The organism is Bradyrhizobium murdochi, from assembly GCF_000472965.1.
In the GTDB taxonomy this organism is placed as follows: Bacteria; Pseudomonadota; Alphaproteobacteria; order Rhizobiales; family Xanthobacteraceae; genus Bradyrhizobium; species Bradyrhizobium murdochi.
Genome location: NZ_AXAU01000005.1, coordinates 130,506 through 154,862, shown reverse-complemented (window position 1 = coordinate 154,862; position 24,357 = coordinate 130,506). Strand labels below are relative to the sequence as shown.

The following is a 24,357-nucleotide window of genomic DNA, read 5'->3' as shown; positions in this document are numbered from 1 at the left end:
ACCCGTGACCGGAGCCGAACTGAAGAAACTTCGCGAGCATCTCGGTGAGGCCATCGGCCAGCCGCTGTCGGTGGCCGACATGGCCAAGCTCTGCGGATTGCCGGCCGCGGATGGCGCCGACACCATCCGTAAATGGGAGGTCACCGGGCCGACCGGCCCGGTCGCGGAGCTGCTGCGCATCCTGGCGATGGCCAGCGACCACTACCCGATCCTCGAAATGTTCAACGTGTTCGACCGCCACGACGTGCCGGTGAAAGATCGCCCGGCGCGGCGGCAAGCCTTCCGCGAGCAGATGCGCAGCGACGTGCGCCGCCGCATTGGTTAAGCAAAGCTTGCCTGAGACTTGCGCGGGCGCCCGAAAATTAAGCCTTTCCTTACCTTTGATTAGGCCTTCATTAAGTACAAAAAGCGTTTGTCTGCCAATGGGTTGGGTTATGGAGCGCTGTCACCTCGGAGTGACAGCATTTTAGATAAAAGCTGTCTATCTGCGTCGCCATGGATGACGCCGGCACGCGGTGTCGCCGAACGGTTTTCGGAGACAGCAAAAATGAAGAAGATTCTCGCCGCCCTCGTGGCCTTCGCAGCCCTCACCGCCGCCGCGCCCGCGTCTGGTGCCGACCTCGGCGCTGGCCGCTACTACAACAAGGCGCCCGCTTATGCGCCGACGATCTACAACTGGACCGGCTTCTATATCGGCGGCCATCTCGGCGGCGCCTTCAGCGGTAGCCACGACTTCAACGGCGCGGTGCTGAGCGACTCCAGCGCCCGCCTGCTCGGCGGCGTTCAGGCCGGCCTCGATTGGCAGTTCGCGCCGAACTGGGTGCTCGGCACCGAGGGCCAGTATTCCTGGCTCGGCAAGAATAACCTCACCGCCACCTTCCCCGGCGGCTACGTCTACACCAATGATCAGCGCGGCCTCGGCTCGGTCACTGCCCGCATCGGCTACACCTGGGGTGCGGGTCTGCTCTACGTCAAGGGCGGTTATGCCTATTCCGACAACCGCGAGCGGCTGACGCTCGCCGGCGCGCCGATTCCCTTCCTGCTCGATGGCAACCACAGCCACGGCTACACCGTCGGCGCCGGCGTCGAATACATGTTCGCCCCGAACTGGGCAGTCAAAGGCGAGTACATGTACTACGACTTCGGCAGCAGCCGATTTGTTTCCCCTGCGGCGCTGGTGCCGTTCGGAAGCTTCCATAATGACGACCACACGCTGAAGCTCGGCGTCAATTATCGCTTCAACTTCGCGAGCCCCGTGGTGGCGCGCTACTGAGCGCATTCAACTGAGAACTGCAGAAGGCCGGCTTTCACGCCGGCCTTTTTTGTTTTGGTTCTGCGCCCCGCATTTTCCGATTCACGGAAAAACCCAGTACAGCAAGTGCCTGCCGCTAAAATTATGGCGAAAAAGTTCCGTTTTTCCAAACTTGTTAACCGGGTATCGCGATACTGCCGCACGAAACATCCCAAGGTAGCGTGGACGGGCAGCGGGCAGATGGCGTTATTCAATTCAGGGCTCAAGGGTATTCGCTTCGGCGTCAGGGGCAGTCTGTTTGCCGCCTTCGCCGTCATCGCCGGTATGGCGATCATCATCTCTGCCGGCGCCGGACTGATGCTCGGGCGGCTTGGCGGGACCATGGTGGATTTAAGCGGACGGGATATTCCCCGCCTCGCCGCCAGCCTTCAGCTCTCGGCGCAGAGCGCGAGCCTCGCCAGCCAGGGGCCGGCGCTGCTGGCTGCGCGCAGCGAGCAGGCGCTGAACGATCGCACCAGGAAAATGAAGGAGACCCAGGCGGTCGCACTGCAGAAGCTCGGCGTGATCGTCGAACTCGGCGCCGACAAGGCGGTCGTTGCCGCACTCACCGAGAACATGAAGAACATCGATGAGGTGATCAAGAGCCTCGGCTCGGCTGCACACGAGCGGCTCGAACTGGCCGCCCAGCACGAAAGACTGTACGAAGCGGTGCGCAAGGCTCAACGGCGCTTCATTGCCGCCGCCGGCCCAGCGGCGATCGACGCCCAGACCGAACTCTACAGCATCTACGCCGCCCCTAACTTCTCGCAGGCCGATGCCATCAAGGCCCACAGGACGGCCGACCAGCTCGCCGACATCGCCGCGAGCGGCAATCTGATGGCGTTCGACATGATCGCCGCGTTGTCGGCCACCAGCGGCGATACGTTGGAGGCCATCGGGAAGGAATTCCGCACCGCGCAGGCGCGCGTGAAGTCGAATGTCGAGAAGCTACCCACGACCACGGCGATGAATGTTGTCCGCAAAGCGACCCTGGACTTGCTGGCACTTGCCGACGGCAAGACCGGCGTCTTCAAGGTCCGCCAGCAGGAGCTTGATGCAGATGATTTCGGCCAGACCATTCTGGAGGAAACCCGCAAGCTCAATGTCGGCCTCGGCATCAGCGTGCAACAATTGGTCGACGCCGTGCAGAAGGAAACCGACGCTGCGGCCTGGCAGGCGCGTCAGGAGATCTCGTTCGGGACCATGGTCATGCTCGCCCTCGGCGTGGCGACGCTGGTCGGTTCGATCCTGTTCGTCTGGCTCTATGTCGGCCGCAACATCCTGCGGCGGATCAGCAACCTGCAGCGCTCGATGCAGTTGCTGTCGAGCGGCGACCTCGAAACGGAGGTCTATCAGACCCACCACCAGGACGAGATCGGCGTCATGGCGGATTCGCTGCAGGTGTTCCGCGAGAGCATGATCCAGAGCCGCGCGCTCTCCGCCGAGCAGGACAAGGACCGCATCGCCAAGTCAGAGCGCGCCTCCCGCATGGAAGCCCGCATCGTCGAGTTCGAAAGCACCGTCCGCACCGCGCTCGACAGCCTGCAGACCGCGGCGGGTTCGATGCAATCGACCGCGCAAAGCATGTCGGCGACCGCCGATCAGTCCAGCGCGCTGGTCACCGCGGTTGCGACCGCCGCCGAGCAGACCTCGGCCAATGTGCAGACCGTATCGTCGGGCACCGAGGAATTGTCCTCCTCGATCGAAGAGATCGGCCGTCAGGTCATCACCTCGGCGGAGATCGCCCGCAAGGCGGTCGACGACGCCGGTGCGACCGACGCCACCATGCAGGGGCTCGCAGATAACGCGGCGCGGATCAGCGTGGTCGTCGACCTGATCCAGACCATCGCCTCGCAGACCAACCTTTTAGCGCTGAACGCCACCATCGAAGCGGCACGCGCCGGCGATGCCGGCCGCGGCTTTGCCGTGGTCGCCTCCGAGGTGAAGAGCCTCGCCAACCAGACCGCGAGGGCCACCGACGAGATCCGCCAGCAGATCGTCAGCATGCAGACGGTGACAGAGACCGCGGTCTCCGCGATCCGCAACATCAGCACCACGATCAGCGAGATCAACGAGGTGACCACCGCGATTGCGGCCGCGGTCGAGGAGCAGGGTGCGGCGACGCGCGAGATCGCGCGCAACATCCAGCATGCCGCGGGCGGCACCAGCGAAGTCTCCAGCAATATCGTCGGCGTCTCCAGCGCCTCGGCGCAAGCCGGAACCGCCGCCAGCCAGGTGCTGACCGCCTCCGACGCGCTGCGCCGCGAGGCCGACGTGCTGCGCGAGGAGATCGACGCGTTCCTGTCGAACATTAGGGCGGCGTAGCCAAATGTGCCGGGCGGCGGCCCCGCGGCCGCGAGCCTGCCGACAAAAATGCGAAAACAACCCCATGCAAAGTTGCCGGGCGCACTGCGCAGCATCGGGGCATGCGTCACCATCGGCCAGGCGCGGCGGCAGGGGATCGCGCCGTAAACTCATGCATTTGAAGCCCGACGCCTTGCGTTCCCCGGCCGTGCGGACACCGCCAGCGCTTTTTTCGGCTGGCGCAGCGCCGCGCGTCCCGCTAAGCCGGTAGCATGCATTCGAAGACCGACAGCATCCAGTCCATCGCGGAGACCCTGCGATACCCATGGGAGAGCCACCCCGGCCACGACCAGGTCGTGGAGGTCATGCCCGGCGTGCTCTGGGCACGCCTCAAACTGCCGTTCCGCCTCAATCACGTGAACATCTATTTGCTCGCCGACGGTGACGGCTGGACCATGGTCGATTCCGGTTTCGGCAACGCAGAATCGATTGCGGCTTGGACCATGCTGTTCGAGGGGCCGCTCGCCCATGTCAGGGTCAAGCGCCTGATCGTGACCCATTCGCACCCCGACCATGTCGGTCTGGCGGGCTGGATCACCGAGCGCTTCAATTGCCCGCTCTATATGTCGCAGGTGGAATACCTCCAGTCGGTCTACCATCAGAACCGTGGCACCGAGGAACGGCGCAATGCGCAGCGCCTGTTCTTCCGCCGTCATGGCATGGACGAGGACCTGACCGACAGGCTGCTCGGCCGCGGCCAGGACTATCTGAAGCGGGTCTCGGTGCTGCCGCCGTCCTACCGGCGCATCTCGCATGGCGACGAGGTCGTGATCGGCGCGCGCCGCTTCAAGGTGATCACCGGCGGCGGCCACGCGCTCGACCAGGTGATGCTGTACTGCGCCGCCGACAAACTATTCCTCTCCGCCGACCAGGTGCTGAGCAAGATTTCACCGAACGTCAGCGTCTGGGCGGTCGAGCCCGACCAGAACTCGCTCGGAGAATATCTGGCGTCTCTGGCGAGCCTCACCACCACGCTGCCTTATGATGTGATGGTGCTGCCCGGCCACGGCGTGCCGTTTTACGGACTGAAGACCCGCATCAAGCAGCTCGCCGACCACCACGAGGATCGCTGCCGGCTGATCGCGGAAGCCTGCCGCGAAGTGCCGCAGACCTCGAAGGAGCTGGTGCCGGTCGTGTTCCACAAGCACGTGCTGGACGAGCACCAGATGGGCTTTGCCGCCGGCGAACTGGTCGCCCACGTCAATTACATGCTGGTCGAGGGCCGTCTGACCTGCGAGGTCAGCGACGGCGTGTTGCGGTTCCGCGCGACCTGATCCGGCAAGACGCGCTCACTGCATCTGCGCGGTCGCCGCGATGCAGCCGTACGAGCCCGGACCGCAGATCACGCCGGCCGCGACGAACAACCCGGCGAGCTTAAGTTGCGGCCATCAAGGCATCGACCTCCGGCGAACGCACCACGGTGCCGTCATGGGCAAAGGTCTCGTGGTTGGCCTCGATGCTGTGACGGTCGTAGAGATAATTGACCATAATGCCGAAGGATTCCTCGATCCCGCGCGGTGCGACGTTGCCGAGCCAATTGATCCGCTCCAGTCGCGCGCCGTTGCCCAGATGAAAGCGCGCCACCGGATCGGCGGGCTCTTGCGATGAAAAAACCTGTCGCGTGAGGTAGATGGCGCAGAGGCGCATCAGCGCCGGCCGAAGCGCCTCGCTCCGCACCTCGTCGCACCACCATCCGTCGGCCTCGAGCTGCGCCAACTCCGCAGACTCGGGGTTATCAGCCGTGCCCAGCCGCTTTTTCAGCCAGCGGCGAAATCCCGGCACCGGCGACAGCGTCGAGAAGCGCGTCAGCCGCGGCAGCTCGGCCTTGAGTTCCTCGACGACCTGCTTGATCAGGAAATTGCCGAACGAAACGCCACGCAGGCCGGCTTGGCAATTCGAGATCGAATAGAAGATCGCGGTGTCCGCGCGTTGCGCCCGCGTGGCTTCGTCATCTCCGTCCTGGGCCAGCAGTGGCTGCACGGCGCCGGCCAGACCCTCGACCAGCGCGACCTCGACAAAGATCAGCGGTTCGCCCGGCAGCGCGGGATGGAAAAAGGCAAAGCAGCGCCGGTCCGCCGCCAGCCGGCGCCGCAGGTCGTCCCAGCCTTCGATCTCGTGCACCGCCTCGTAAGCGATCAATTTGTCGAGCACCGCCGCTGGCGATTGCCAGTCGATGCGGCGCGGCTCGAGGAATCCGCGATTGAACCACGAGGCGAACAGGTGCTTGAGATCGCTGTCGAGCAGGTTCAACACCGGCTCGCCGCGAAGGTGCACCGCCAGTTCCTTGCGCATCGCGACCAGCGCGCTGGTACCGCCCGGCGCCGTGTTCATCCTACGTAAGACTTCCTGCCGCGGCGGATCGGCGGCCTGCGCGAGCCGCGCCGCGCCCTCGATCGTTGGACTGGAAAGATAGCTTTGCGCGGCCTCCCGCAACGCGGTGACGTCAGGACGAAAGTTTTCCGCGAGGAAGCGGTAAAAGCGCAGACGAGCGCTCGCATCGAGACCGCGCAACGCCTCGTGCAGCTCACGCGCGACAATCGCGCCTGACGCTTCGCCGCGCTCCGATAGCAGTGCTGCCGCGAGCCGCTCGGTACGTTCGAGCGCGGTGACCGTCTCACCGCCTGACGCGGCACCGGCCTCGTCCGGCAGACCAAGAGAGAAGCGAAGTCGATCGAGCCATGGAGGCGAATCGGCCCCAAGCGATGCTGAACGTGGAACGAGAGAACTGTCATTTGCTTGCGTGTGCCGGGACATGCTTGCACCTCCTGCCTTGGCTGCGGCGCGGGATTAACGGCGAAACTTCGCCGGCGGCTCGTAGAGGGCGCCGGAGCACGTGACGAGATCGTCGATCGTCTGCGCAGCGAGCAGGTCACGGGTCGCTGACCGCGCATCGATGCCGAGGTCGGCGGGCCGCAGCACGATGCCGCGCCTACGCAGATCCTCGGTGCGGTCCGCTGAGGCCGCGCACGCGAATTCGGTGTTGCCGGCAATGGCGCGCAGCGCCGCCTCACGCTCGTCCGCGGAACGGCAGAGCAGCAGGTTTGCGACGCCTTCCTCGGTGATGACGTGGGTGACGTCGTCCCCGTAGATCATCACCGGCGGCAGCGCGAGGCCTGCGCTCGCGGCGAGGTCAAACGCATCGAGCCGTTCGACGAAGCTCGGCGTGCCATCAGGCTGGCGGGTCTGGACCATCTGCACGACAAGCTTTCGCCCGCGCATCGGATCGCCGGCCTGCCTTCCCGCGCGCAGCCATGCCGGGCTGTCGTGGCGGCGCCCGCGCGCATCGGCACCCATGTTCGGCGCGCCACCGAACCCTGTGATCCGTCCCTTCGTCGCCGTCGAGCTGTTGCCCTCGGAATCGATCTGCAAGGTGCCGCCGATGAAAAGATCGCAGGCATATTGGCCGGCGACCTGGGCCAGCGCACGGTTCGAGCGCAGATTGCCGTCCGCGCCGACAGGGAAAACATCCGGCCGGCTCGACATGTAGCGTTCCATACCGAGTTCGGAGCCGAAGCAGTACACGCTCTCGACAAAGCCGGCCTCGATCGCCGGGATCAGCGTCGGGTGCGGATTGAGGACGAATTGCTTCGCGACCGTGCCCTTCAATCCGCGCGAGGCGGCGAACGTCGGCAGGATCAGTTCGATCGCCGCGGTGGCGTAACCGATCCCGTGATTCAGTCGCTGCACCTGATAGGGTTCGTAGACCGCGGCGACGGCCATCATAGCCATCAGGATATTTTGCTCCCTGATCTTGGCGGGGTCGCGGGTAAACAGGGGTTCGATTGCGTAGGGTTTTGGAGAAGGCACGACAACGTCGACCCAGTCGCCGGGGATGTCGACCCGCGGCAGCACGTCGACAATCTGATTGACCTGCGCCACGACGATACCGCCGCGGAAAGCGGCCGCTTCCGCAATCGTCGGCGTGTCTTCGGTGTTCGGGCCGGTGTAGAGATTGCCGTGCCGGTCGGCCTTGTCGGCGACGATCAGCGCAACGCGCGGCGTGAGGTCGACCAGCATGCGCGCGTAGAGCTCGAGATAGGTGTGGATCGCGCCGATCTTCATCGCGCCGGCGCCGACCAGCTCGGCAAGCTTGCGGCTTTGCGGCCCGGCAAAGGCAAAATCGAGCCGGCTCGCGATGCCGCGCTCGAACACGGCCAGATGGTCGGGCAGTGCCAGGACCGACTGCACCATGTGCAGATTATGCACGCGCGCCGGGTCGACATCGGCAAGTGCCGCGGCGAGGAAATCGGCTTGCTTCTGATTGTCGCCTTCGATGGCAACGCGGTCGGCGGGTTCGATGAGCGCTTCGAGCAGCTCGGTCGCACGGCCGGATGGACATATTTTTCTGCCATCAGCGCAGATGGACACCGTCCGCGCCAGGCGCTCGCGGCGACTGGCCGCTCGCGGGTTTTGTTGTTCCGACATGGTTGCAGCCCTTCCGTTTGTCTCACCGGCTTGCCTGTGACCGAGACGTAGGGGCGGCCAATTGATTATAAAAATAATATTTCGTAATATGACTGATCGCAAAACTCGATCAATCGACCGTGCTCGAACTCGACCTGCTCAAAACCTTCGTCGCGGTCGCTGAATGCGGCGGCTTCCACCGTGCGGCCGAGCAACTCCACCTCACGCAGTCCACCGTTAGCCAGCACATCAAGCGTCTGGAGCTCGAGGCCAAACGCCCACTATTCCGCCGCACCACGCGCGCGGTGGCGCTGACCGATGACGGCGAGATGCTGCTGGGCGATGCGCGGCGGCTGCTGCAGCTTGAGGAGACGGCTCGTCATCGTCTCACCGCGCCGCAGCTCTCCGGCACGGTGCGCCTCGGCGCCGTCGAGGAGGTGGCCGGCGGATCGCTGCCTCCGGCGCTCGGCCGTTTCGCCAGCCTGCACCGCCATGTGAAGCTCGAAGTGCAGATCGGCGTCAGCTCGGGACTGATCGAATTGCTCGACCGAGGACGGCTCGACGTCGTGCTTGCCAAGCGCCCGCTCGGGACGTCGCGTGGACGCCTGGCTTGGCGCGAACCGCTGTTGTGGGCGGCCGCTGAGACGTTCGATCTCGTTCCCGGCGCGCCGCTTCCGTTGGCGCTTTATCGCGAACACTCGGTATCGCGCGAGGCGGCGCTGCAAGCGCTGCGCGGTAGCGATGCATCCTGGGAGATCAATTACACCAGCCCCAGCCTGACCGGGGTACGCGCCGCGGCGCTGGCCGGCCTTGCCATCACACCACTTCCGTCCAGCGCGATCACGAATGGCCTGCGTGTTCTCGGCGTCGCCGATGGATTGCCGCCGCTGCCCGATCTCGAATTCGCGATCTTCGAAAGTGCGCGCCCGGCCGCCGCTGCGGCGGCGCTGGCGGAGGCGCTGGCCTCGCTTGTCCAATCCGCAGATCGCGGCGCCGCGGGTACGGCTGCGAAACGCACCTAGCATGTTGATCTAGATCAATTTTCGCCCCGCCTAAGTAGCGTCCTGGAGGCTCGCCGAAATGTGGGAATTCGCATAGACATCAAAGCTGGAAAAGCTCTAAAAAGGCCCCACGCCAATACGGCCGGTTCCGTTCCAGGTCTTGTGATGGATTACAGCAAATTTTTCCACGCCGCCCTCAACCGCCTGCATGATGAGCGGCGCTACCGCGTTTTCGCCGACCTCGAGCGGATCGCGGGCCGCTTCCCGCATGCGGTCTGGCACTCGCCGAAGGGCAAGCGCGATGTCGTGATCTGGTGCTCCAACGACTATCTCGGCATGGGCCAGCACCCGAAAGTGGTCGGCGCCATGGTCGAAACCGCGACCCGCGTCGGCACCGGCGCCGGCGGCACCCGCAACATCGCCGGTACCCACCATCCGCTGGTGCAGCTCGAACAGGAACTGGCCGACCTGCATGGCAAGCAGGCCTCGCTGCTGTTCACCTCGGGCTATGTGTCGAACCAGACCGGCATTTCGACGATCGCAAAGCTCATTCCGAACTGCCTCATTCTATCTGACGCGCTGAACCACAATTCGATGATCGAGGGCGTCCGCCAGGCCGGCTGCGAGCGCCAGATCTTCCGCCACAACGACCTCGCCCATCTCGAGGAACTTTTGATCGCTGCAGGCCCCGACCGGCCCAAGCTGATCGCCTGCGAGAGCCTCTATTCGATGGACGGCGACGTCGCGCCGCTTTCGAAAATCTGCGATCTCGCCGAGAAATACGGCGCCATGACCTATGTCGACGAGGTCCATGCGGTCGGCATGTACGGTCCGCGCGGCGGCGGCATCGCCGAGCGCGACGGCGTCATGCACCGCATCGACGTGCTCGAAGGCACGCTCGCCAAGGCGTTCGGCTGCCTCGGCGGCTATATCGCCGGCAATGCCGAGATCATCGACGCGGTTCGCTCCTACGCGCCGGGGTTCATCTTCACCACCGCGCTGCCGCCGGCGATCTGCTCGGCCGCAACGGCTGCGATCCGGCATTTGAAGACCTCGAACTGGGAGCGCGAGCGCCACCAGGACCGCGCCGCCCGGGTCAAGGCGATCCTCAATGCTGCCGGGCTGCCTGTCATGTCGAGCGACACCCACATCGTGCCGCTGTTCGTCGGCGATCCCGAGAAGTGCAAGCAGGCCTCCGACATCCTCCTGGAAGAGCACGGCATCTACATCCAGCCGATCAACTATCCGACGGTTGCCAAGGGCACCGAGCGGCTGCGGATCACGCCCTCGCCCTACCACGATGACGGGCTGATCGATCGGCTCGCGGAAGCGCTGCTGCAGGTCTGGGAACGCCTCGGGCTGCCTGTGAGGCAGAAATCGCTGGCGGCCGAGTAACCCTACCCGTCCTAATCCCTTCGAATTGGGCCGGTGGCGCCGTGCGCTGCCGGCCCAAAGCGTCTATATTCGCCTCTTCCGGCCATGGCGTTTACGTCCGGCTGGCGTGACGAACACACGTCCGCAATCCAAGCGCCGGGAGAGGGAGACCCGAGAGCGATGCTGCACGACTGGGGCGTAATCGCCACCGCGTTCGCCTATATCGGACTGCTGTTCGTCGTCGCCAGCTACGGCGACCGCCTGTCGCCGAGCCAGCGCGGCCGCGCCAGCATGCTGATCTATCCGCTGTCGCTCGCGATCTACTGCACCTCCTGGACCTTCTTCGGCTCGGTCGGCTTCGCCACTCGCACCAGCGTCGACTTCCTTGCGATCTATGTCGGCCCGATCCTGATGATCGGGCTTTGCACGCCGCTGCTGCGGCGCGTGATCCAGCTCGCCAAGTCGCAGAACATCACCTCGATCGCCGACTTCATCGCGGCGCGCTACGGCAAGAGCCAGGCGGTCGCCGCCACCGTGGCTGTCATCGCGATCGTGGGCTCGGTGCCCTACATCGCGCTGCAGCTCAAGGCGGTGGCCTCGTCGCTGGAGACGATCCTGACCGAGGACAAGCTGTTCTCCTCGATTCCGCTGATCGGCGACATCGCACTGGTCGTCACCTTGGCGATGGCGGCATTCGCGGTGCTGTTCGGCACCCGCCAGACCGACGCCACCGAGCATCAGCACGGCCTTATGCTGGCGATCGCCACCGAGTCCATCGTCAAGCTGGTGGCCTTTATCGCCGCCGGCGCGTTCGTAACCTTCTGGATGTTCACGCCCGTCGAACTGATCGAGCGCGCGATGAAGACACCGGAGGCAGTGCGCGCCATCAGCTACGTGCCGTCGATCGGCAATTTCCTGACCATGACGCTGTTGTCGTTTTGCGCGATCATGCTGCTGCCGCGGCAGTTCCACGTCAGCGTGGTCGAGAATTCCAGCCCTGAGGAGGTCCGCCGCGCGCGCTGGCTGTTCCCGCTCTATCTGGTCGCCATCAACCTGTTCGTGATTCCGATCGCGATCGCCGGTCTCGTCACCTTCCCGTTCGGCGCCGTCGACAGCGACATGTATGTGCTGGCGCTGCCGATCGAGGCAAATTCCGCGCTGCTCAGCATCGCCGTGTTCGTCGGCGGCCTGTCGGCCGCGACCGCGATGGTGATCGTCGAATGCGTCGCGCTCTCCATCATGGTCTCCAACGACATCGTGCTGCCGATGGTGCTGAAGGGAAGTCCCGGGGCTCGCTACGGCAGCAAGGATTTCGGCGACTTCCTGCTCAAGATTAGGCGCTTGGCGATCTTCGCCATCATGGTGATGGCGTATTTCTACTACCGCGCGCTCGGCAACACCCAATTGGCGGCGATCGGCCTGCTGTCGTTCGCGGCGCTGGCGCAACTCGCGCCGGCCTTCTTCGGCGGCCTGGTGTGGCGCCAGGGAACCGCACGCGGGGCGATGGGCGGCATGCTGGTCGGCATCGCGGTGTGGCTCTACACGCTGTTCCTGCCGAGTTTTCTGGAGGGCAGTACGGCCGGCCTTCTGTTGCTGCAGCAGGGGCCGTTCGGCATCACAGCACTACGTCCGCAAGCGCTGCTCGGCACCGAGCTGCCGCCGCTGATGCATGGCGTGTTCTGGTCGCTCGCGCTCAACATCCTGACCTATGTTGTGATGTCGCTCGCGCGCCAGCCGTCCTCGATCGAACGGCTGCAGGCGGACCTGTTCGTGCCGAACACGCTGGCGCCGATCGCCCCGACGTTCCGGCGCTGGCGCACCACCGTGACCGTGCAGGACATCCAGAGCACGGTGGCGCAATATCTCGGCCCCGAGCGCGCGGCCCAGGCCTTCGAGACCTTTGCGGCCGGTCATCCCGGCAATCTCGACCCCGCGGCACCGGCCGATTTCGAGTTGCTGCAATACGCCGAGCGCCTGATCGCCTCCTCGATCGGCGCGGCCTCCTCGCGCCTCGTGATGTCGCTTCTCTTGCGCAAGCGCACCGTCTCCGCCAAGGCCGCGCTGAAGCTGCTCGACGATTCGCACGCCGCGCTGCATTTCAACCGCGAGATCCTGCAGACCGCGCTCAACCATGTGCGCCAGGGCATCGCGGTGTTCGACGCCGACCTGCAACTGATCTGCTCGAACCGGCAGTTCGGCGAAATTCTCGCGCTGCCGCCGCACCTTGTGCAGCTCGGCATTCCCTTGCAGGAAATCCTCGAATTCATGGGCGCGGTCAGCGCGTCCGGCGCCGACGATCCCGATACGCTATTGGCGCGGCGGCTGGAGGCCTACACCACCGAGGGCGAGCCCTATCTGGAGCGCTTAGCCGATCGCCACATGGTGATCGAGGTCCGCTCCAACCGGATGCCGGGCGGCGGCCTCGTCATCACCTTCTCCGACGTGACCCCGAGCTTCGAGGCCGCCGAGGCGCTGGAGCGCGCCAATGCGACGCTGGAAAAGCGCGTGCGCGACCGCACCGAGGAACTCACCCGCCTGAACTCCGAACTGGCGCGGGCCAAGAGCACCGCCGAGGATGCCAACATCTCGAAGACCCGATTCCTCGCTGCCGCCAGCCACGACATCCTGCAGCCGCTCAACGCGGCGCGGCTCTACGTCACCAGCCTCGTCGAGCGGCAGAACGGCGGTGAGGATTCCCGCCTGGTCGAGAACATCGACGACTCGCTGGAGGCGATCGAGGAGATCCTCGGCGCGCTGCTGGACATCTCACGGCTCGATGCGGGGGCAATGACGACCTCGATCTCGAGCTTCAAGATGGCCGACCTGATGCGCTCGCTGGAGATCGAGTTTGCGCCGATCGCCCGCGCCAAGGGGCTGGAGCTGACCTTCGTTCCCTGCTCGCTGCCGGTGCAGTCCGACCGCTCGCTGCTGCGGCGGCTGCTGCAGAACTTCATCTCCAACGCAATCAAATACACCCCGCGCGGGCGCGTGCTGGTCGGCTGCCGCCGCCACGGACAATCCCTGCAGATCGCCGTCTACGATACCGGCGTCGGCATTCCCGTGATGAAGCGCGGCGAGATTTTCAAGGAATTCCACCGCCTCGAGCAGGGCGCGCGGATCGCCCGCGGCCTCGGCCTTGGTCTATCGATCGTCGAGCGGCTGGCGCGCGTGCTCAACCACGGCATCGCGATCGACGCCAACGTCAGCGGCGGCTCGGTATTTTCGGTGACCGTGCCGGTCGCCAAGGCGGTCAACTACACCCACGCCGTCACCAGCGCGACGCCGCTTTCCAAGATGCCTATGAGCGGCGCCTTGATCGTCTGCATCGAGAACGATCCGGCGATCCTCGACGGCATGAAGACGCTGCTGACAGCCTGGAACGCCGAGGTGATCGCGGTAGCTGACCCGGAAGCCGCGATCGCTGCCATTGAATCGTCCGGCCACAGCGTGACCGGCCTTCTGGTCGACTACCACCTCGACCGCGGCAACGGCGTTGCCGCGATCCGCGAGATCCGTCGCCGCTTCGGCGAAAACATTCCGGCCATCCTGATCACGGCCGATCGCAGCCCCAACGTCCGCGCCGCCGCACGCGAGGAAAACATCGCGATCCTCAACAAGCCGGTAAAGCCGGCCTCACTCCGCGCCCTGCTCGGCCAGTGGCGCGCGCAACAGTTGGTGGCGGCGGAGTAGCGATCTACTTTCTTTCGATGTTCGCTATTGGCGGGATGGAGAGACAAACCAGGGCTCGCGCAAGGAGCGCAAGCGCAGCCCTGTCAGGAAAGCGAGCATCGCGGACACGACAAAGCCTGCTGGCACCCAGAAAGCGGCGCGCGCCATTCCCTCGTCCGGAATTGCAGCCGATAGTCCGCTGGCATTCGCTATCAGCCCTGCTATTGCCGCACCGAATGCAAAGCCCATCTGCTGGACCGTGGGGACCGACGATGCCGCGACTACCTCGTTGCCCGCCTTTGCGCTGTCCATAATCCGGTGCGCGACGAAGGGCCAACATTGGCCGATGCCCGCCCCCAGCATGGCGATTGCCGGGACCAGCAGGAATGCCGAGACCGTAGCGTCAGGCACGAGATGCCCGATGGCCATCAGGCTCAGTCCCATGGTTGCCGGCCCGGTCAACATCAATCGATCCGGCCAGCGTGCCGACGCCCCGGCGGTTGCGAGCGAGGCAATGGTCCACGCCAGCGAGGCGCTGGCGACGGCAAAGCCGGCCGAGAGCGGATCGAAGCCATGCAACTGCTGCAGGAACATAGGCACGTAGATCTGAAGCGGGCTGAAGGTGATGCAGAGCAGCAGCGCAAGCCATAGCCCGACACCCGTTTGTGTGCGCCATGAAAACGCGTCGTTCGGCAGCAGCCGGGTCGTTGCCAGACGGTCAAGCCGCAACATCACTGCGAGCGAGACGACCGCCGCGACGATCAGGCCCGATTTCGCCAGCAGCGGCGCCACAACAGACGCGGCGGACGTTGCAGCAATCGCGAGGCAGATCAGCGCGACCCGTCCAGCGGGCACGCGCAGGGGAGACGTTCCACGGGCCGTCACCGACGGCAAGATGAAGGAGGCGCTTATTGCCAGGACAACGGCAATAACGGCGGTCGCGACAAAGGCACTGCGCCAGTTGCCAAAATGAGCGAACACCCCGCCGACGAGGGGACCGATCAGGACCGACATGCTCCAACTGGTCGACATCAGCGCAATGGTCCGTGACCAAGCCGACTCCGGAAACGTTCCGCGGACCAGCACATAGGCGACGGCAGCCTCCAGGCCGCCGCCGAATCCCTGAATGAGCCTGCCGACAACGATCCAGCCCATCGCCGGGGCCAATGCGCAAAGCAACGCGCCGAAGCCGAATATCGTTACCCCCGCGCAATAGGCTGTCCGGGAGCCAACTGCGGTCGCAAGCACGCCGGCACAACTTGCCGCGACAATGGAGGAGGCAAGATAGGCGGTGGTCGGCCAACTCAACATTGCGACGCCACCGAGTTCACCAACGATGGATGGCAGCACGGTCGTCAGCAGCAAGACGTTCATGGATTGCAGCAGCACTCCGCCGAGCAGGATAGCGAGTGTCGGAATCCATTCCCGTTTGAAGAGTGATCGCCATCCTTCCCGGATTGAGTCCTGGTCCATGTCGGCGGCCTCGCTCCGGACGAACGCGCTGGGAGTTGCCAGCGATAGACAGTCGGGTTATTTTAGATAGCATTTTATTTCTAAAATAGGCACGTGAGTCAAGACCAAGACCGCAGTCAGGATCGCATCCTGTTTCACCTGAAGACGCGCGGACCGCAGGTCGCCGCCGACGTCGGCGCGCGCCTTGACATGACCCCGGCCGGCGCGCGTCAGCACCTCCTCAAGCTTGAAGCGGCAGGCCTGGTGGAGAGCGAAGACCAACGCGAAGGGCGCGGGCGGCCAAGGAAATATTGGCGGTTGACGCAGCGCGGCCACGAGCGGTTCCCCGACCGTCACTCCGATCTGACCCTGGATTTATTGCAATCTATGCGCGACATCTTTGGAGACGAGGGTCGGGAGAGGCTGATCGAGCACCGCGAGCGTGCGACCGTCGCCAGCTACCGCAAAGTCGTCGGGGCGCAAGGTTCGCTTCGTCGAAAGCTGGCGGCCCTCGCACGGATTCGAAGCCGTGAAGGCTACATGGCGAGCGTGGCCAAAGACACCCGAGACAGCTTTCTATTGATTGAGAACCACTGCCCGATTTGCGCGGCAGCGACCGCTTGCCAAGGTCTCTGTCGTTCGGAACTTGCGGTCTTCCGCGCTGTGCTGGGGACCGACGTGACCGTTGAGCGCATCGATCATATTCTCGCTGGCGCTCGTCGCTGCGCGTACCGAATCACGCGGCGGCCACGATGAGGGCGCGCAGGGTACGCCGCGACGTCTCGCGCGGCACCACGGCCACCGGCGCTGCCATTCATTCTTCGAGGCCCACCGCGAGCGCCTCAGGATAGCGGAGGTGGAATGGTCACCCCGTCGGCGTGCCCTGGCGCCATTGGCCGCCGGAGATTTTCGCCGCCGCGATTACGGCCTGCGTGCGGCTTTCGACACCGAGCTTTTGCAGGATCGCCGAGACGTGGGCTTTGATGGTCGCTTCGGAGACGCCGAGCTCATAGGCGATCTGCTTGTTGAGCAGTCCCTCCGACAGCATCATCAGCACCCGCACCTGCTGCGGGGTCAGCGTCACCAGGCGGTCGCGCAGCCGCGTCATGTCGGGGTCGGTGGCCGAGGAGAGATCGGTGTCCGGCGGCACCCAGACGTCGCCCTCCATCACCTTCATGATGGCGTCGCGCAGCGTCTCGACGCCGAAGCGCTTGGGAATGAAGCCGGAGGCGCCGAAATCGAGCGACCGCCGGATCGTACCGGCATCGTCGCTCGCCGACACGATCACCACCGGGATCGCCGGATATTGCGCCCGCAGGTAGATCAGCCCCGAGAAGCCCGAAATCCCCGGCATCGTGAGATCGAGCAGGATCAGGTCGACGTCGGAATCCCGCTCGAGCAGCGCGGTGAGTTCATCGAACGTGCCGGCTTCGCTGACGGCAGCCGAAGCCACGACACTGGCAACCGCCTGCCGCAGAGCGTCGCGAAAGAGCGGATGGTCATCGGCGATGACGAGGTGGGTATTGGCAGCAGCGATCATCGGTTCCGGGCGGTCGGGAAAGCATGCAAGTCATTGCTGATTGACAGCAATTTGATTGTCCACTGTCAGGAAGCGACTTGCAAGGCAACCTTTCCCGCGTCGCGTAAAAGCAGTTAATCGGCACCAATTTCCTTCGAATGGTGCAACGCAAAAAAATGAACAAGTGGGGATTTGGGCGGGGCCGGCCAGCCCCACGGGGAACTCGGAGAAAGATGCTTCGCTTTCGAAAAGAGGCGTTGCGTCAATCCTTGAACAGGAGATCGCGGCCGAGCTCATCGATAGTGGAGACCGCATCGAGTGCCGCACGCAGCCGGTCGAGGTCACGGCCCGACAATCGCTTCACGGCAACCGCGTTGGAAGGCGGGATGCCATGGGCGATGTCCTCAACCTGCTGCGACAGGATGAGATCGAGAAAGGTGCCCTGGGCTTCGCCAAGCGCATCGAGATCGCTCTCGCTGGCCCGAACCTTCGCCTTCACGCCGGCCAGTCGTGCCGACGTCGACCGTTCCATGACGTGATAGCGGATTGCCATCGCGCGCACCCATGCAACGAGACCAAACAGTCCGGCTGCCTTGAGGTCGATACGGCCGGCGACCGTGCGGATCCCGCCGAAAAATTTCAGGCTCGCTGGAACGCTGACGTTCTCGACCAACAGTTTGATAAACGCGACCTGGCCTTCGGCCGCCGCGAAGGCCGCCTGACGCACCGCAACGGCAAGGCTGCCGTCGCCGTGAACCGCCCGCAGGTCGAAGAAGATATCGACGGACAACAGATCGGCGGGACTGGAACGTGTGATCCACTTGTCGATCCGCTCGCGCCACGTTGCCACCGAGCCGCGCCAAAGCGCATTCTTCGCCATGACGCCGCCCTTGCAATACGGCACCCCGACTTCGTGCAGGATATCTGCGACATGCGTTCCGAGTTCGGCAAACCAGCGATCCTCTTCGCCGTCAGGGTCGCCGTGCGCAAAGATCACGGCGTTGTCCTGATCCATCGCCAGGAGACTTTCGCCGCGTCCGGCCGAGCCAAGAACCAAAAGGGCGTAGGGGCACGGCGGCTCGCTGCGGCCGTTATCTCGCATGATCCGCTCGGCAATCACCGCGGCCTGCAGGGTAAGGGCTCCCAGTTCCCGGGAAACGATTTCGGCGATATCGCGGCCGGACAATCCTTCCGCCAGCAGCATTTGCGCGACCCGCGGCAACTGCGTCCACGCCGCCGACAGGGCATGCGCGTCGAGCGCATCGTCGATCTCCTCGCCAAGCGATATGGCATCGCCTGCGCGCAGGCGCAGCAGATCGCGTGTCGACAAGGCGCCGGCGACATAGCCGGCCTCGTCGACGACACCGAGATGGCGGGTTTTGATACGATTCATCCGGGCGATTGCGCGATAGACAAACGCATCCGCCGGGACCGCCGCCAGCGGCTTGCTCATGATCTCGGTGACGGGGCGCTGCAGTGCAGGGGCACCGAGCCGGGCGACGGCGCGCAGCACGTCGCGCTCCGTGAGGATACCCGCATCAGCCGCCTTAACCGGGGTGCCCGGCTGCCGACCGTGCACGTAGACGGCCGATATCTTCTCGTCCGTCATTCGAGCCAGCGCCTCGCCGACGGTGGCGCCCGACGGGACGAAGATTGCCGGCGTCCGCATGATGCCGCTGATGCGGTGGCGAAACGCATAGCTGTCGAAGCGCTGCAGCGTCTCCTCGGCATCGACGCGGGCCGTGGCGTCGACCGCCTCGATCCAGCCGCTGCGCACCTGATCGTCGAGCACGGCGGTGAGTGCGCGACAGGCGCGTTCGGCTTCGGCAACAGTCCGGATGCCGTGTTCACGCAGCTTCGGCACCAGCGCCAGGAATATCTGCGCCGTCGCGATCGCGTCGCCGAGCGCGGTATGGCGCTCGGAAAGCTCGACCCCAAGCCAATGTGCGAGCTTCTCCAGTGCATAACCCGCCAGTTCGGGCGCGACGATTTCCGCGAGCAACCTGGTGTCGAGCGTTCTCGGCCGCGACCAGGGAATGCCGGCCAGATCGCATTCACGCTTGAGGACCGCCAGATCGAAGCCGACCGTGTGTCCGATCACGACGGATCCGCCGAGAAACGCCTCGAAGCCCGACCAGGCCTCCGCGAACGGCGGCGCGCCGGCGACGACAGCGTCGTCGATGCCATGAATGCGGGTGGCGGCAACCGGAATCGATTCCCCCGCCGGCCGCAGCAATTGGCGAAACGTATCGCCGAGTGCGAGCTTTCCGGCCGAGAGGCGCACGCCTGCGAGCTCGATCACCCGCGCCTTGCGCGGATCGAGCCCGGTCGTCTCCGTATCGATGACAACGGCGTCGAGCGACAAAAGCAGGGCCCCGCCGGTCGTCCTGTCCATCGACCCCTCCCGCTCGCGCCCGCCGCCTCCTCCAACGCCGTTCGACGGTGCCGGCGTCGGCAGGCTTCGGACGGTCCTATTTCAAAAGCGCACCGATCACCGCGGCCGCATCGATGCGGTCCGCCAATTCGTCATGGATGTTGCACAGGCTGACACGCAGGTAGTTGCGCGTGGTCTGGAAATCGCGCCCGCGCAGCTTTTCGTGGATCGGCATCATGGCAAAATAACTCTCGGCCAGCGGTTCGGGAATGTCCATCACCCGCTTGGGCGCGTGCCCGCCGACCAGGTCGAGCCGATGCGCCAGTTCGCGCCGCGCTTCCTGCCAGGCGGCCTCGCCGATCGAGGGCGGCACCGGATAACGGTCGAACACCGAAAGGACGACCGCGATGATCTGGTCGAGCACCGCCCGGCGCTCCTCTCCGGCGTGCGGACGCAATACGACCTCGACCGTCTCGCCGACCATCGACAGCCCGAGCGGAAAGGCCTGCCAGCGTGCGTGTTCGACCGATTTGGCGAAGCCCTCCTCGGCAAACAGCACCTTGGCGTAATGGCCTGCGCGGGCGCGCGAATATTCGTAAATGCCCTTCTGCACGATGAACGCCGACTGCGCATCGACGAAGTCCGCGAGCGCCTCGCGGTCGCGAATCGGCGGACGAGGACGAAACAGTTTTTCGAACAGCTTCATTGCAGTCTCTTCCCGCGCGGCGACCCGGATCAGCTTGTCCAACTATCCGGTACCTGCAAAGCGCAATGATTCCAATGCGACATCGCTGTTAGCAGTCGCAACATACTCTACCCCCCGAAAGTATTATTAAGAACTGACTATTCGTGATGTTAGCCTTCGTTAGTTCCAAACCGGCACAAGAGCGGTCGGGACTGCGGCGCAGGGGGGTGCCGCGCTGACGGGATTGCAATCCCCTCGATCATTCAATCCCGGTTGCATTTGCTGACCGGTTGTCTTGAGGGAGATTTGCGACCCATGCCTAACCCCACAGATCTGAGAGCAAGAGAAGAAGCACACTGGGCGAAGACCTCGCGCCTGATGTTCACGCATCTCGCCGTCTGGTTCTTCTTCGGCTTCGTCATCCACATGTTCGTGAAGCCGCTCAACAATATCATCATCCCGATCCTTGGTTTCCCGCTCGGCTTCTACATGGCCGCACAGGGCTCGCTCATCGTGTTCGTGGTCATGCTGTTTATGTTCGCAAAGCAGCAAGACAAGATTGACCGCGAATTCGGCTTTGCCGAGGAAGATTGAGGGGAGCATCCACCATGGCAACCACATCAACTGGCGGCAGCTCCGACTTCCTTAGTAATCTCGGGAAGATCTACGGTTTTTACACGGGCGGTTTTCTCGCCTTCGTGATCCTGCTCGCAGTGCTCGAACAGGTCGGGGTCCCGAACAAGATCCTGGGTTACTTCTTCGTGTTTTTCACCCTCGCGGTCTACGCGATCATCGGCATTCTCTCGCGAACGGCGCAAGTGTCCGAATATTACGTGGCCGGCCGCAGCGTGCCTGCATTTTACAATGGCATGGCAACGGGCGCCGACTGGATGTCCGCGGCGTCCTTTGTCGGTATGGCCGGCACCTTGTTCCTGCTTGGCTATGACGGCCTCGCCTGGGTGCTCGGCTGGACCGGCGGATTCGTGCTGGTGTCGATCCTGATTGGACCGTACCTGCGCAAGTTCGGCGCCTATACCGTGCCCGACTTTCTGGCGTTCCGGTACGGCGGCAATTTCGCCCGGGCGCTCGGCGTTATCGTGCTGGTCGCCTGTTCCTTCACCTATGTGACGGCACAGATCTACGGCACCGGACTGATCGCCTCGCGCTTCCTCGGCATGCAGTTCGAACTTGCGGTGTTCGCCGGGCTCGTCGGCATTCTGGTCTGCTCGATGCTGGGCGGCATGCGCGCGGTGACCTGGACGCAAGTGGCCCAGTACATCGTGCTGATCATCGCCTACCTGACGCCGATCGTGATCCTGTCCACCAAGAACTACGGCATTCCGATTCCGGAGCTCACATACGGACAGGCCATCGCGGACATCACGGCGCGCGAGCAGCAGATGCTGGCGACGGGCCTGACGACCGCTGCGACGCTGAAGCCGCACATCCAGCCCTTCATCAACTACACTCCGCTCAACTTCTTCGCGATTATCATGTGCATGATGGTCGGCACGGCTTCGCTGCCGCACATCCTGATGCGCTACTTCACCACCCCTTCCGTGCGGGAAGCGCGTCAGTCGGTGGGATGGTCGTTGCTGTTTATCTTCCTGCTCTATTTCTCGGCGCCGGCCTACGCGGCGTTCTCAAAGCTGGAGGTGTATACCAACATTATCGGACGGGATCTGTCGGCAATTCGCCCGTGGTTGTTTAGCTGGGGCGAACTCGGGCTGATCCAGATCTGCGGCAAGAACGCAGCCAGCATCGACGCGGTTATCGCTGCGTGCAAGGCCATTGCGGATCACCCCGGCGTGGTCCGGCTGCAGGACTTCGTCATCAACACGGACGTGATCGTGCTCTCCACGCCGGAGATCGCGGGGCTCCCCTATGTGATCTCGGGTCTGGTCGCCGCCGGCGGTCTCGCCGCCGCACTGTCCACCGCCGACGGGCTGCTGCTCGCAATCGCCAATGCGCTGTCCCACGACGTCTACTACAAGATGATCGACCCGAACGCGCCGACCGCGCGCCGGCTCATCGTCGCCCGCGTCCTGCTGCTGATCGTCGCGGTGGTTGCGGCAGCAACAGCCGCGACCAAGCCCGGGGATATCCTGGCCATGGTCGGCTGGGCATTCTCGCTGGCGATGGCGGGCAACTTCCCGGCACTCGTGATGGGGGTCTGGTGGAAGCGCGCGACGGCGACGGGCGCGATCTGCGGCATCATTGCCGGGTTCGGACTGTGTCTGTTCTATCTGGTGACCACGCGGTACTTCCCGGGCGCGGGCGTCAAGTACTTCGGTATGACGTCGCTGCTGAACCCGGCGACGGGAGCCCCGCTGGTCGATATAGCCAAGGCCATGGCGCTGCCCAACGCCATGGAGAGCTTCCCGACGCTCGCGCACCCGCTGGCCAACAAGGTCGGCTGGTTCAACCTGACCAACATCGCCTGCGGGTTGTTGGGCGCCCCGCTCGGCTTTGCTGTCATCTACATCGTCAGCAAGCTCGGCAGGGAGCCGTCGGCGGAAATGCAGGCGTATGTCGACGACATCCGCAAGCCGCGCGGCAGGACGGTGCTCGAGGAAAAGACGACATAGCGACGCTGTCGCACGTTCGGCAAACGGGGCCTCACAAGGCCCCGTTTTTGTTTTGGGAAGGCCGTGACCAACCCGGCTTGCGGGAAAAGCCTCCACTTGCCATTGTTGCGCGCCGAGCGATCGGTCCGCACCGTCGATTGCTCGACAGACCAGGAGACTCCGATTTTGAGTACTTCAAGTTCACTGGCCGCCTACTGGTATTTCCACCTGCCGAATTTTGCGCTCGCGGCTTTGATGTACACCATGCTCGGCCGTGTTCTGCTCGGTCTCATGGTCGATGCGGATTCGCCGAATTACATCTGGCGATTTTTCTGCCGGATCACCGATCCCGTCGTCGCGGTCGTCTCGCTGGTCACGCCGAAAATCACCGCGCCGGTCCTGCTGTGGCTCTTCGGCTTCGTCTGGTTGTTCTGGCTGCGAGTCGCATTTCACTACACCTTGCTGTTGCTCAATCTGGCGCCCCGTATGGGAGCGGCGTCATGAATCGCAATTTCTTCTTCATCGGCATCGCGTTCTTCGGAATGATCAACGGCATATTCAACCAGCTCTGGCTGATTTTCGCGCTGCTGTACGTCAAGCCGCTGGCCGGGCCGCTGCTGTTCGGAAACATCTCGTTGACGCTGATGTTCGCATCGTTGATGGTCTCGACCGCGACGATCGTTCTCGGCGGAATCCCCGCAGCCGTCTACGAGCGCATCACCGGCGCCACAGAATCGAACCATGTATCGCTCTGGATCTGGCTCGCCGGAACCGCGCTGCTGGCGCTGCCTGCCGCGGGCAATTTTCTCAAGATCGGTCTCTAGATGTAGGAGCCTCTTCGGTTCTGATTGCATCAGAACCGGGCTCTAGATTCTTGTTTTGACGCGCGTTTTCTTGACGCGAACCGGTGTCCATCCCGGATCAAGTTCGCGGCAGGCTTTCGCTTGAAAACGCTCTAGCGAGTAGCCGATGACTTTTTTGTGAAACGCTACCCAGCTCTATCTTTTTGATGGAGCATGACATTTCGGCAAATGAGACTTCAGCCTTGCGTCGAGTTTGAGGGCACGAAAACTTGCCGCTACGTTGGCCGCAATCGCCTGCAACCGAGGAGTAGCCGATCGTGGAAGAGATGCGCCGTATCGCCTATGAAACGGTGCTGCGCGCCTGCGGATTTGCATCGCTCGCCATTTTCTGCGTCATGATCGGCCTGTCCTTCCTTCCGCGCGCGGCCTTTCAGGCCGGGGGCTTCCTGAGCATGGCGATGACGCTCGTGCTCATTTTGAAGGCATGGGAAGCACGAACCAAAGACCATCGCCGGACTGAGATGTGGCTCTATCTGCGCAAGGAAAATCGCCCGCCTCAGGCGATCGCGCAGAAGATGGTTTCATCGATAATGCGCGAGACGTATTTGTTGTGCGCGTGCTGGACCGCCCTCATCTCCATAGTGATGTGGACTGCCGCGCTTGTGTTCTCGCTTATTGGACTTTAGTTCCAGACAGCGCCGATCGCCGGCAGATTTCATGCATTTAAACGCATCGCCGCGTTCGGCTGGTTCTATGCCAGCCGAAAGTACTATTGGGCCGCGCCTTCCAAGCATGTAGTGAGCCCCACTCATAATGCGCCGATTGGCGCAACGCATATCTTTGCGATCACAAAA

19 protein-coding genes are annotated in these 24,357 nt (G+C 63.9%); 13 read left to right on the top strand and 6 right to left on the bottom strand.

Annotated features, from left to right (window positions below; translation table 11 throughout):
- The first annotated feature begins 4 nt into the window (after window positions 1-4).
- The 4 genes from YUO_RS0115290 (at window position 5) to YUO_RS0115275 (ending at window position 4,929) form a co-directional block, all read left to right on the top strand.
- A complete protein-coding gene (locus tag YUO_RS0115290) occupies window positions 5-325 on the top strand; it encodes a helix-turn-helix domain-containing protein (RefSeq protein WP_028348061.1) in 321 nt (106 codons plus the stop codon).
- A gap of 222 nt (window positions 326-547) precedes the next feature.
- Complete coding sequence (locus YUO_RS0115285; RefSeq protein WP_028348060.1) at window positions 548-1,273, top strand: outer membrane protein; 726 nt, start codon at window positions 548-550, stop codon at window positions 1,271-1,273.
- Between the two features lie 219 nt (window positions 1,274-1,492).
- The gene (locus tag YUO_RS0115280) at window positions 1,493-3,616 is read left to right on the top strand and encodes a methyl-accepting chemotaxis protein (protein ID WP_028348059.1); all 2,124 of its coding nucleotides are present in this window, start codon (window positions 1,493-1,495) and stop codon (window positions 3,614-3,616) included.
- A 251-nt stretch (window positions 3,617-3,867) separates the two neighbouring features.
- Window positions 3,868-4,929, top strand: coding sequence for an MBL fold metallo-hydrolase (locus YUO_RS0115275; RefSeq protein ID WP_028348058.1), 1,062 nt, complete (start codon window positions 3,868-3,870; stop codon window positions 4,927-4,929).
- Window positions 4,930-5,029: 100 nt separating this feature from the next.
- Here YUO_RS0115275 and YUO_RS40790 read toward each other — a convergent pair whose 3' ends face one another.
- Both YUO_RS40790 and mdcA read right to left on the bottom strand, forming a co-directional pair.
- A complete protein-coding gene (locus tag YUO_RS40790; protein WP_051379448.1) occupies window positions 5,030-6,409 on the bottom strand; it encodes a malonyl-CoA decarboxylase in 1,380 nt (459 codons plus the stop codon).
- 33 nt (window positions 6,410-6,442) lie between these two features.
- The gene (gene mdcA, locus YUO_RS0115265; protein ID WP_028348057.1) at window positions 6,443-8,080 is read right to left on the bottom strand and encodes a malonate decarboxylase subunit alpha; all 1,638 of its coding nucleotides are present in this window, start codon (window positions 8,078-8,080) and stop codon (window positions 6,443-6,445) included.
- A 119-nt stretch (window positions 8,081-8,199) separates the two neighbouring features.
- Here mdcA and YUO_RS0115260 point away from each other — a divergent pair, with 119 nt between their 5' ends.
- From YUO_RS0115260 to YUO_RS0115250, 3 genes are all read left to right on the top strand, one after another.
- Window positions 8,200-9,081, top strand: coding sequence for a LysR substrate-binding domain-containing protein (locus tag YUO_RS0115260; RefSeq protein ID WP_028348056.1), 882 nt, complete (start codon window positions 8,200-8,202; stop codon window positions 9,079-9,081).
- Window positions 9,082-9,225: 144 nt separating this feature from the next.
- Entirely contained in the window at window positions 9,226-10,455 is a 1,230-nt protein-coding gene (gene hemA, locus YUO_RS0115255) for a 5-aminolevulinate synthase (RefSeq protein ID WP_028348055.1), read from the top strand.
- A gap of 159 nt (window positions 10,456-10,614) precedes the next feature.
- Complete coding sequence (locus tag YUO_RS0115250) at window positions 10,615-14,124, top strand: hybrid sensor histidine kinase/response regulator (RefSeq protein ID WP_028348054.1); 3,510 nt, start codon at window positions 10,615-10,617, stop codon at window positions 14,122-14,124.
- Between the two features lie 24 nt (window positions 14,125-14,148).
- Here YUO_RS0115250 and YUO_RS0115245 read toward each other — a convergent pair whose 3' ends face one another.
- A complete protein-coding gene (locus YUO_RS0115245; RefSeq protein ID WP_028348053.1) occupies window positions 14,149-15,576 on the bottom strand; it encodes an MFS transporter in 1,428 nt (475 codons plus the stop codon).
- A 93-nt stretch (window positions 15,577-15,669) separates the two neighbouring features.
- Between YUO_RS0115245 and YUO_RS0115240 the strand changes: the two genes are divergently transcribed.
- Window positions 15,670-16,311 (top strand): helix-turn-helix transcriptional regulator, encoded by a 642-nt coding sequence (locus YUO_RS0115240; protein ID WP_028348052.1) that lies wholly within the window; start codon window positions 15,670-15,672, stop codon window positions 16,309-16,311.
- Between the two features lie 109 nt (window positions 16,312-16,420).
- On the opposite strand, the gene YUO_RS0115235 is transcribed toward YUO_RS0115240, so the two are convergent.
- The 3 genes from YUO_RS0115235 to YUO_RS0115225 all read right to left on the bottom strand — a co-directional run bounded on the left by YUO_RS0115235 (window position 16,421) and on the right by YUO_RS0115225 (window position 20,154).
- Window positions 16,421-17,092, bottom strand: a complete 672-nt coding sequence (locus tag YUO_RS0115235) for a response regulator (RefSeq protein ID WP_028348051.1) — start codon at window positions 17,090-17,092, stop codon at window positions 16,421-16,423.
- Window positions 17,093-17,336: 244 nt separating this feature from the next.
- Window positions 17,337-19,469, bottom strand: coding sequence for a DUF294 nucleotidyltransferase-like domain-containing protein (locus YUO_RS0115230; RefSeq protein WP_028348050.1), 2,133 nt, complete (start codon window positions 19,467-19,469; stop codon window positions 17,337-17,339).
- A gap of 76 nt (window positions 19,470-19,545) precedes the next feature.
- The gene (locus YUO_RS0115225; protein ID WP_156908636.1) at window positions 19,546-20,154 is read right to left on the bottom strand and encodes a hypothetical protein; all 609 of its coding nucleotides are present in this window, start codon (window positions 20,152-20,154) and stop codon (window positions 19,546-19,548) included.
- A gap of 294 nt (window positions 20,155-20,448) precedes the next feature.
- Between YUO_RS0115225 and YUO_RS0115220 the strand changes: the two genes are divergently transcribed.
- The 5 genes from YUO_RS0115220 to YUO_RS40785 all read left to right on the top strand — a co-directional run bounded on the left by YUO_RS0115220 (window position 20,449) and on the right by YUO_RS40785 (window position 24,189).
- A complete protein-coding gene (locus tag YUO_RS0115220; RefSeq protein ID WP_028348048.1) occupies window positions 20,449-20,727 on the top strand; it encodes a DUF4212 domain-containing protein in 279 nt (92 codons plus the stop codon).
- 14 nt (window positions 20,728-20,741) lie between these two features.
- Window positions 20,742-22,721, top strand: a complete 1,980-nt coding sequence (locus tag YUO_RS0115215; protein WP_028348047.1) for a sodium:solute symporter family protein — start codon at window positions 20,742-20,744, stop codon at window positions 22,719-22,721.
- 63 nt (window positions 22,722-22,784) lie between these two features.
- Complete coding sequence (locus YUO_RS0115210; RefSeq protein WP_156908635.1) at window positions 22,785-23,204, top strand: hypothetical protein; 420 nt, start codon at window positions 22,785-22,787, stop codon at window positions 23,202-23,204.
- Entirely contained in the window at window positions 23,201-23,524 is a 324-nt protein-coding gene (locus YUO_RS0115205) for a hypothetical protein (RefSeq protein ID WP_028348045.1), read from the top strand. Before YUO_RS0115210 ends, YUO_RS0115205 begins: the two co-directional genes overlap by 4 nt.
- 296 nt (window positions 23,525-23,820) lie before the next feature.
- Window positions 23,821-24,189 carry a hypothetical protein gene (locus tag YUO_RS40785; protein WP_035726778.1) on the top strand — a complete coding sequence of 123 codons (369 nt, stop codon included), beginning with the start codon at window positions 23,821-23,823 and terminating at the stop codon, window positions 24,187-24,189.
- Window positions 24,190-24,357 lie beyond the last annotated feature (168 nt).

What these genes read in the sequence shown, in the direction of transcription:
- YUO_RS0115285 (WP_028348060.1), top strand. Translation starts at nt 548, where the DNA reads ATGAAGAAGATTCTCGCCGCCCTCGTGGCCTTCGCAGCCCTCACCGCC.
- YUO_RS0115280 (WP_028348059.1), top strand. Translation starts at nt 1,493, where the DNA reads ATGGCGTTATTCAATTCAGGGCTCAAGGGTATTCGCTTCGGCGTCAGG.
- YUO_RS0115275 (WP_028348058.1), top strand. Translation starts at nt 3,868, where the DNA reads ATGCATTCGAAGACCGACAGCATCCAGTCCATCGCGGAGACCCTGCGA.
- YUO_RS40790 (WP_051379448.1), bottom strand. Translation starts at nt 6,409, where the DNA reads ATGTCCCGGCACACGCAAGCAAATGACAGTTCTCTCGTTCCACGTTCA.
- mdcA (WP_028348057.1), bottom strand. Translation starts at nt 8,080, where the DNA reads ATGTCGGAACAACAAAACCCGCGAGCGGCCAGTCGCCGCGAGCGCCTG.
- hemA (WP_028348055.1), top strand. Translation starts at nt 9,226, where the DNA reads ATGGATTACAGCAAATTTTTCCACGCCGCCCTCAACCGCCTGCATGAT.
- YUO_RS0115250 (WP_028348054.1), top strand. Translation starts at nt 10,615, where the DNA reads ATGCTGCACGACTGGGGCGTAATCGCCACCGCGTTCGCCTATATCGGA.
- YUO_RS0115245 (WP_028348053.1), bottom strand. Translation starts at nt 15,576, where the DNA reads ATGGACCAGGACTCAATCCGGGAAGGATGGCGATCACTCTTCAAACGG.
- YUO_RS0115230 (WP_028348050.1), bottom strand. Translation starts at nt 19,469, where the DNA reads ATGGACAGGACGACCGGCGGGGCCCTGCTTTTGTCGCTCGACGCCGTT.
- YUO_RS0115225 (WP_156908636.1), bottom strand. Translation starts at nt 20,154, where the DNA reads ATGAAGCTGTTCGAAAAACTGTTTCGTCCTCGTCCGCCGATTCGCGAC.
- YUO_RS0115220 (WP_028348048.1), top strand. Translation starts at nt 20,449, where the DNA reads ATGCCTAACCCCACAGATCTGAGAGCAAGAGAAGAAGCACACTGGGCG.
- YUO_RS0115215 (WP_028348047.1), top strand. Translation starts at nt 20,742, where the DNA reads ATGGCAACCACATCAACTGGCGGCAGCTCCGACTTCCTTAGTAATCTC.
- YUO_RS0115205 (WP_028348045.1), top strand. Translation starts at nt 23,201, where the DNA reads ATGAATCGCAATTTCTTCTTCATCGGCATCGCGTTCTTCGGAATGATC.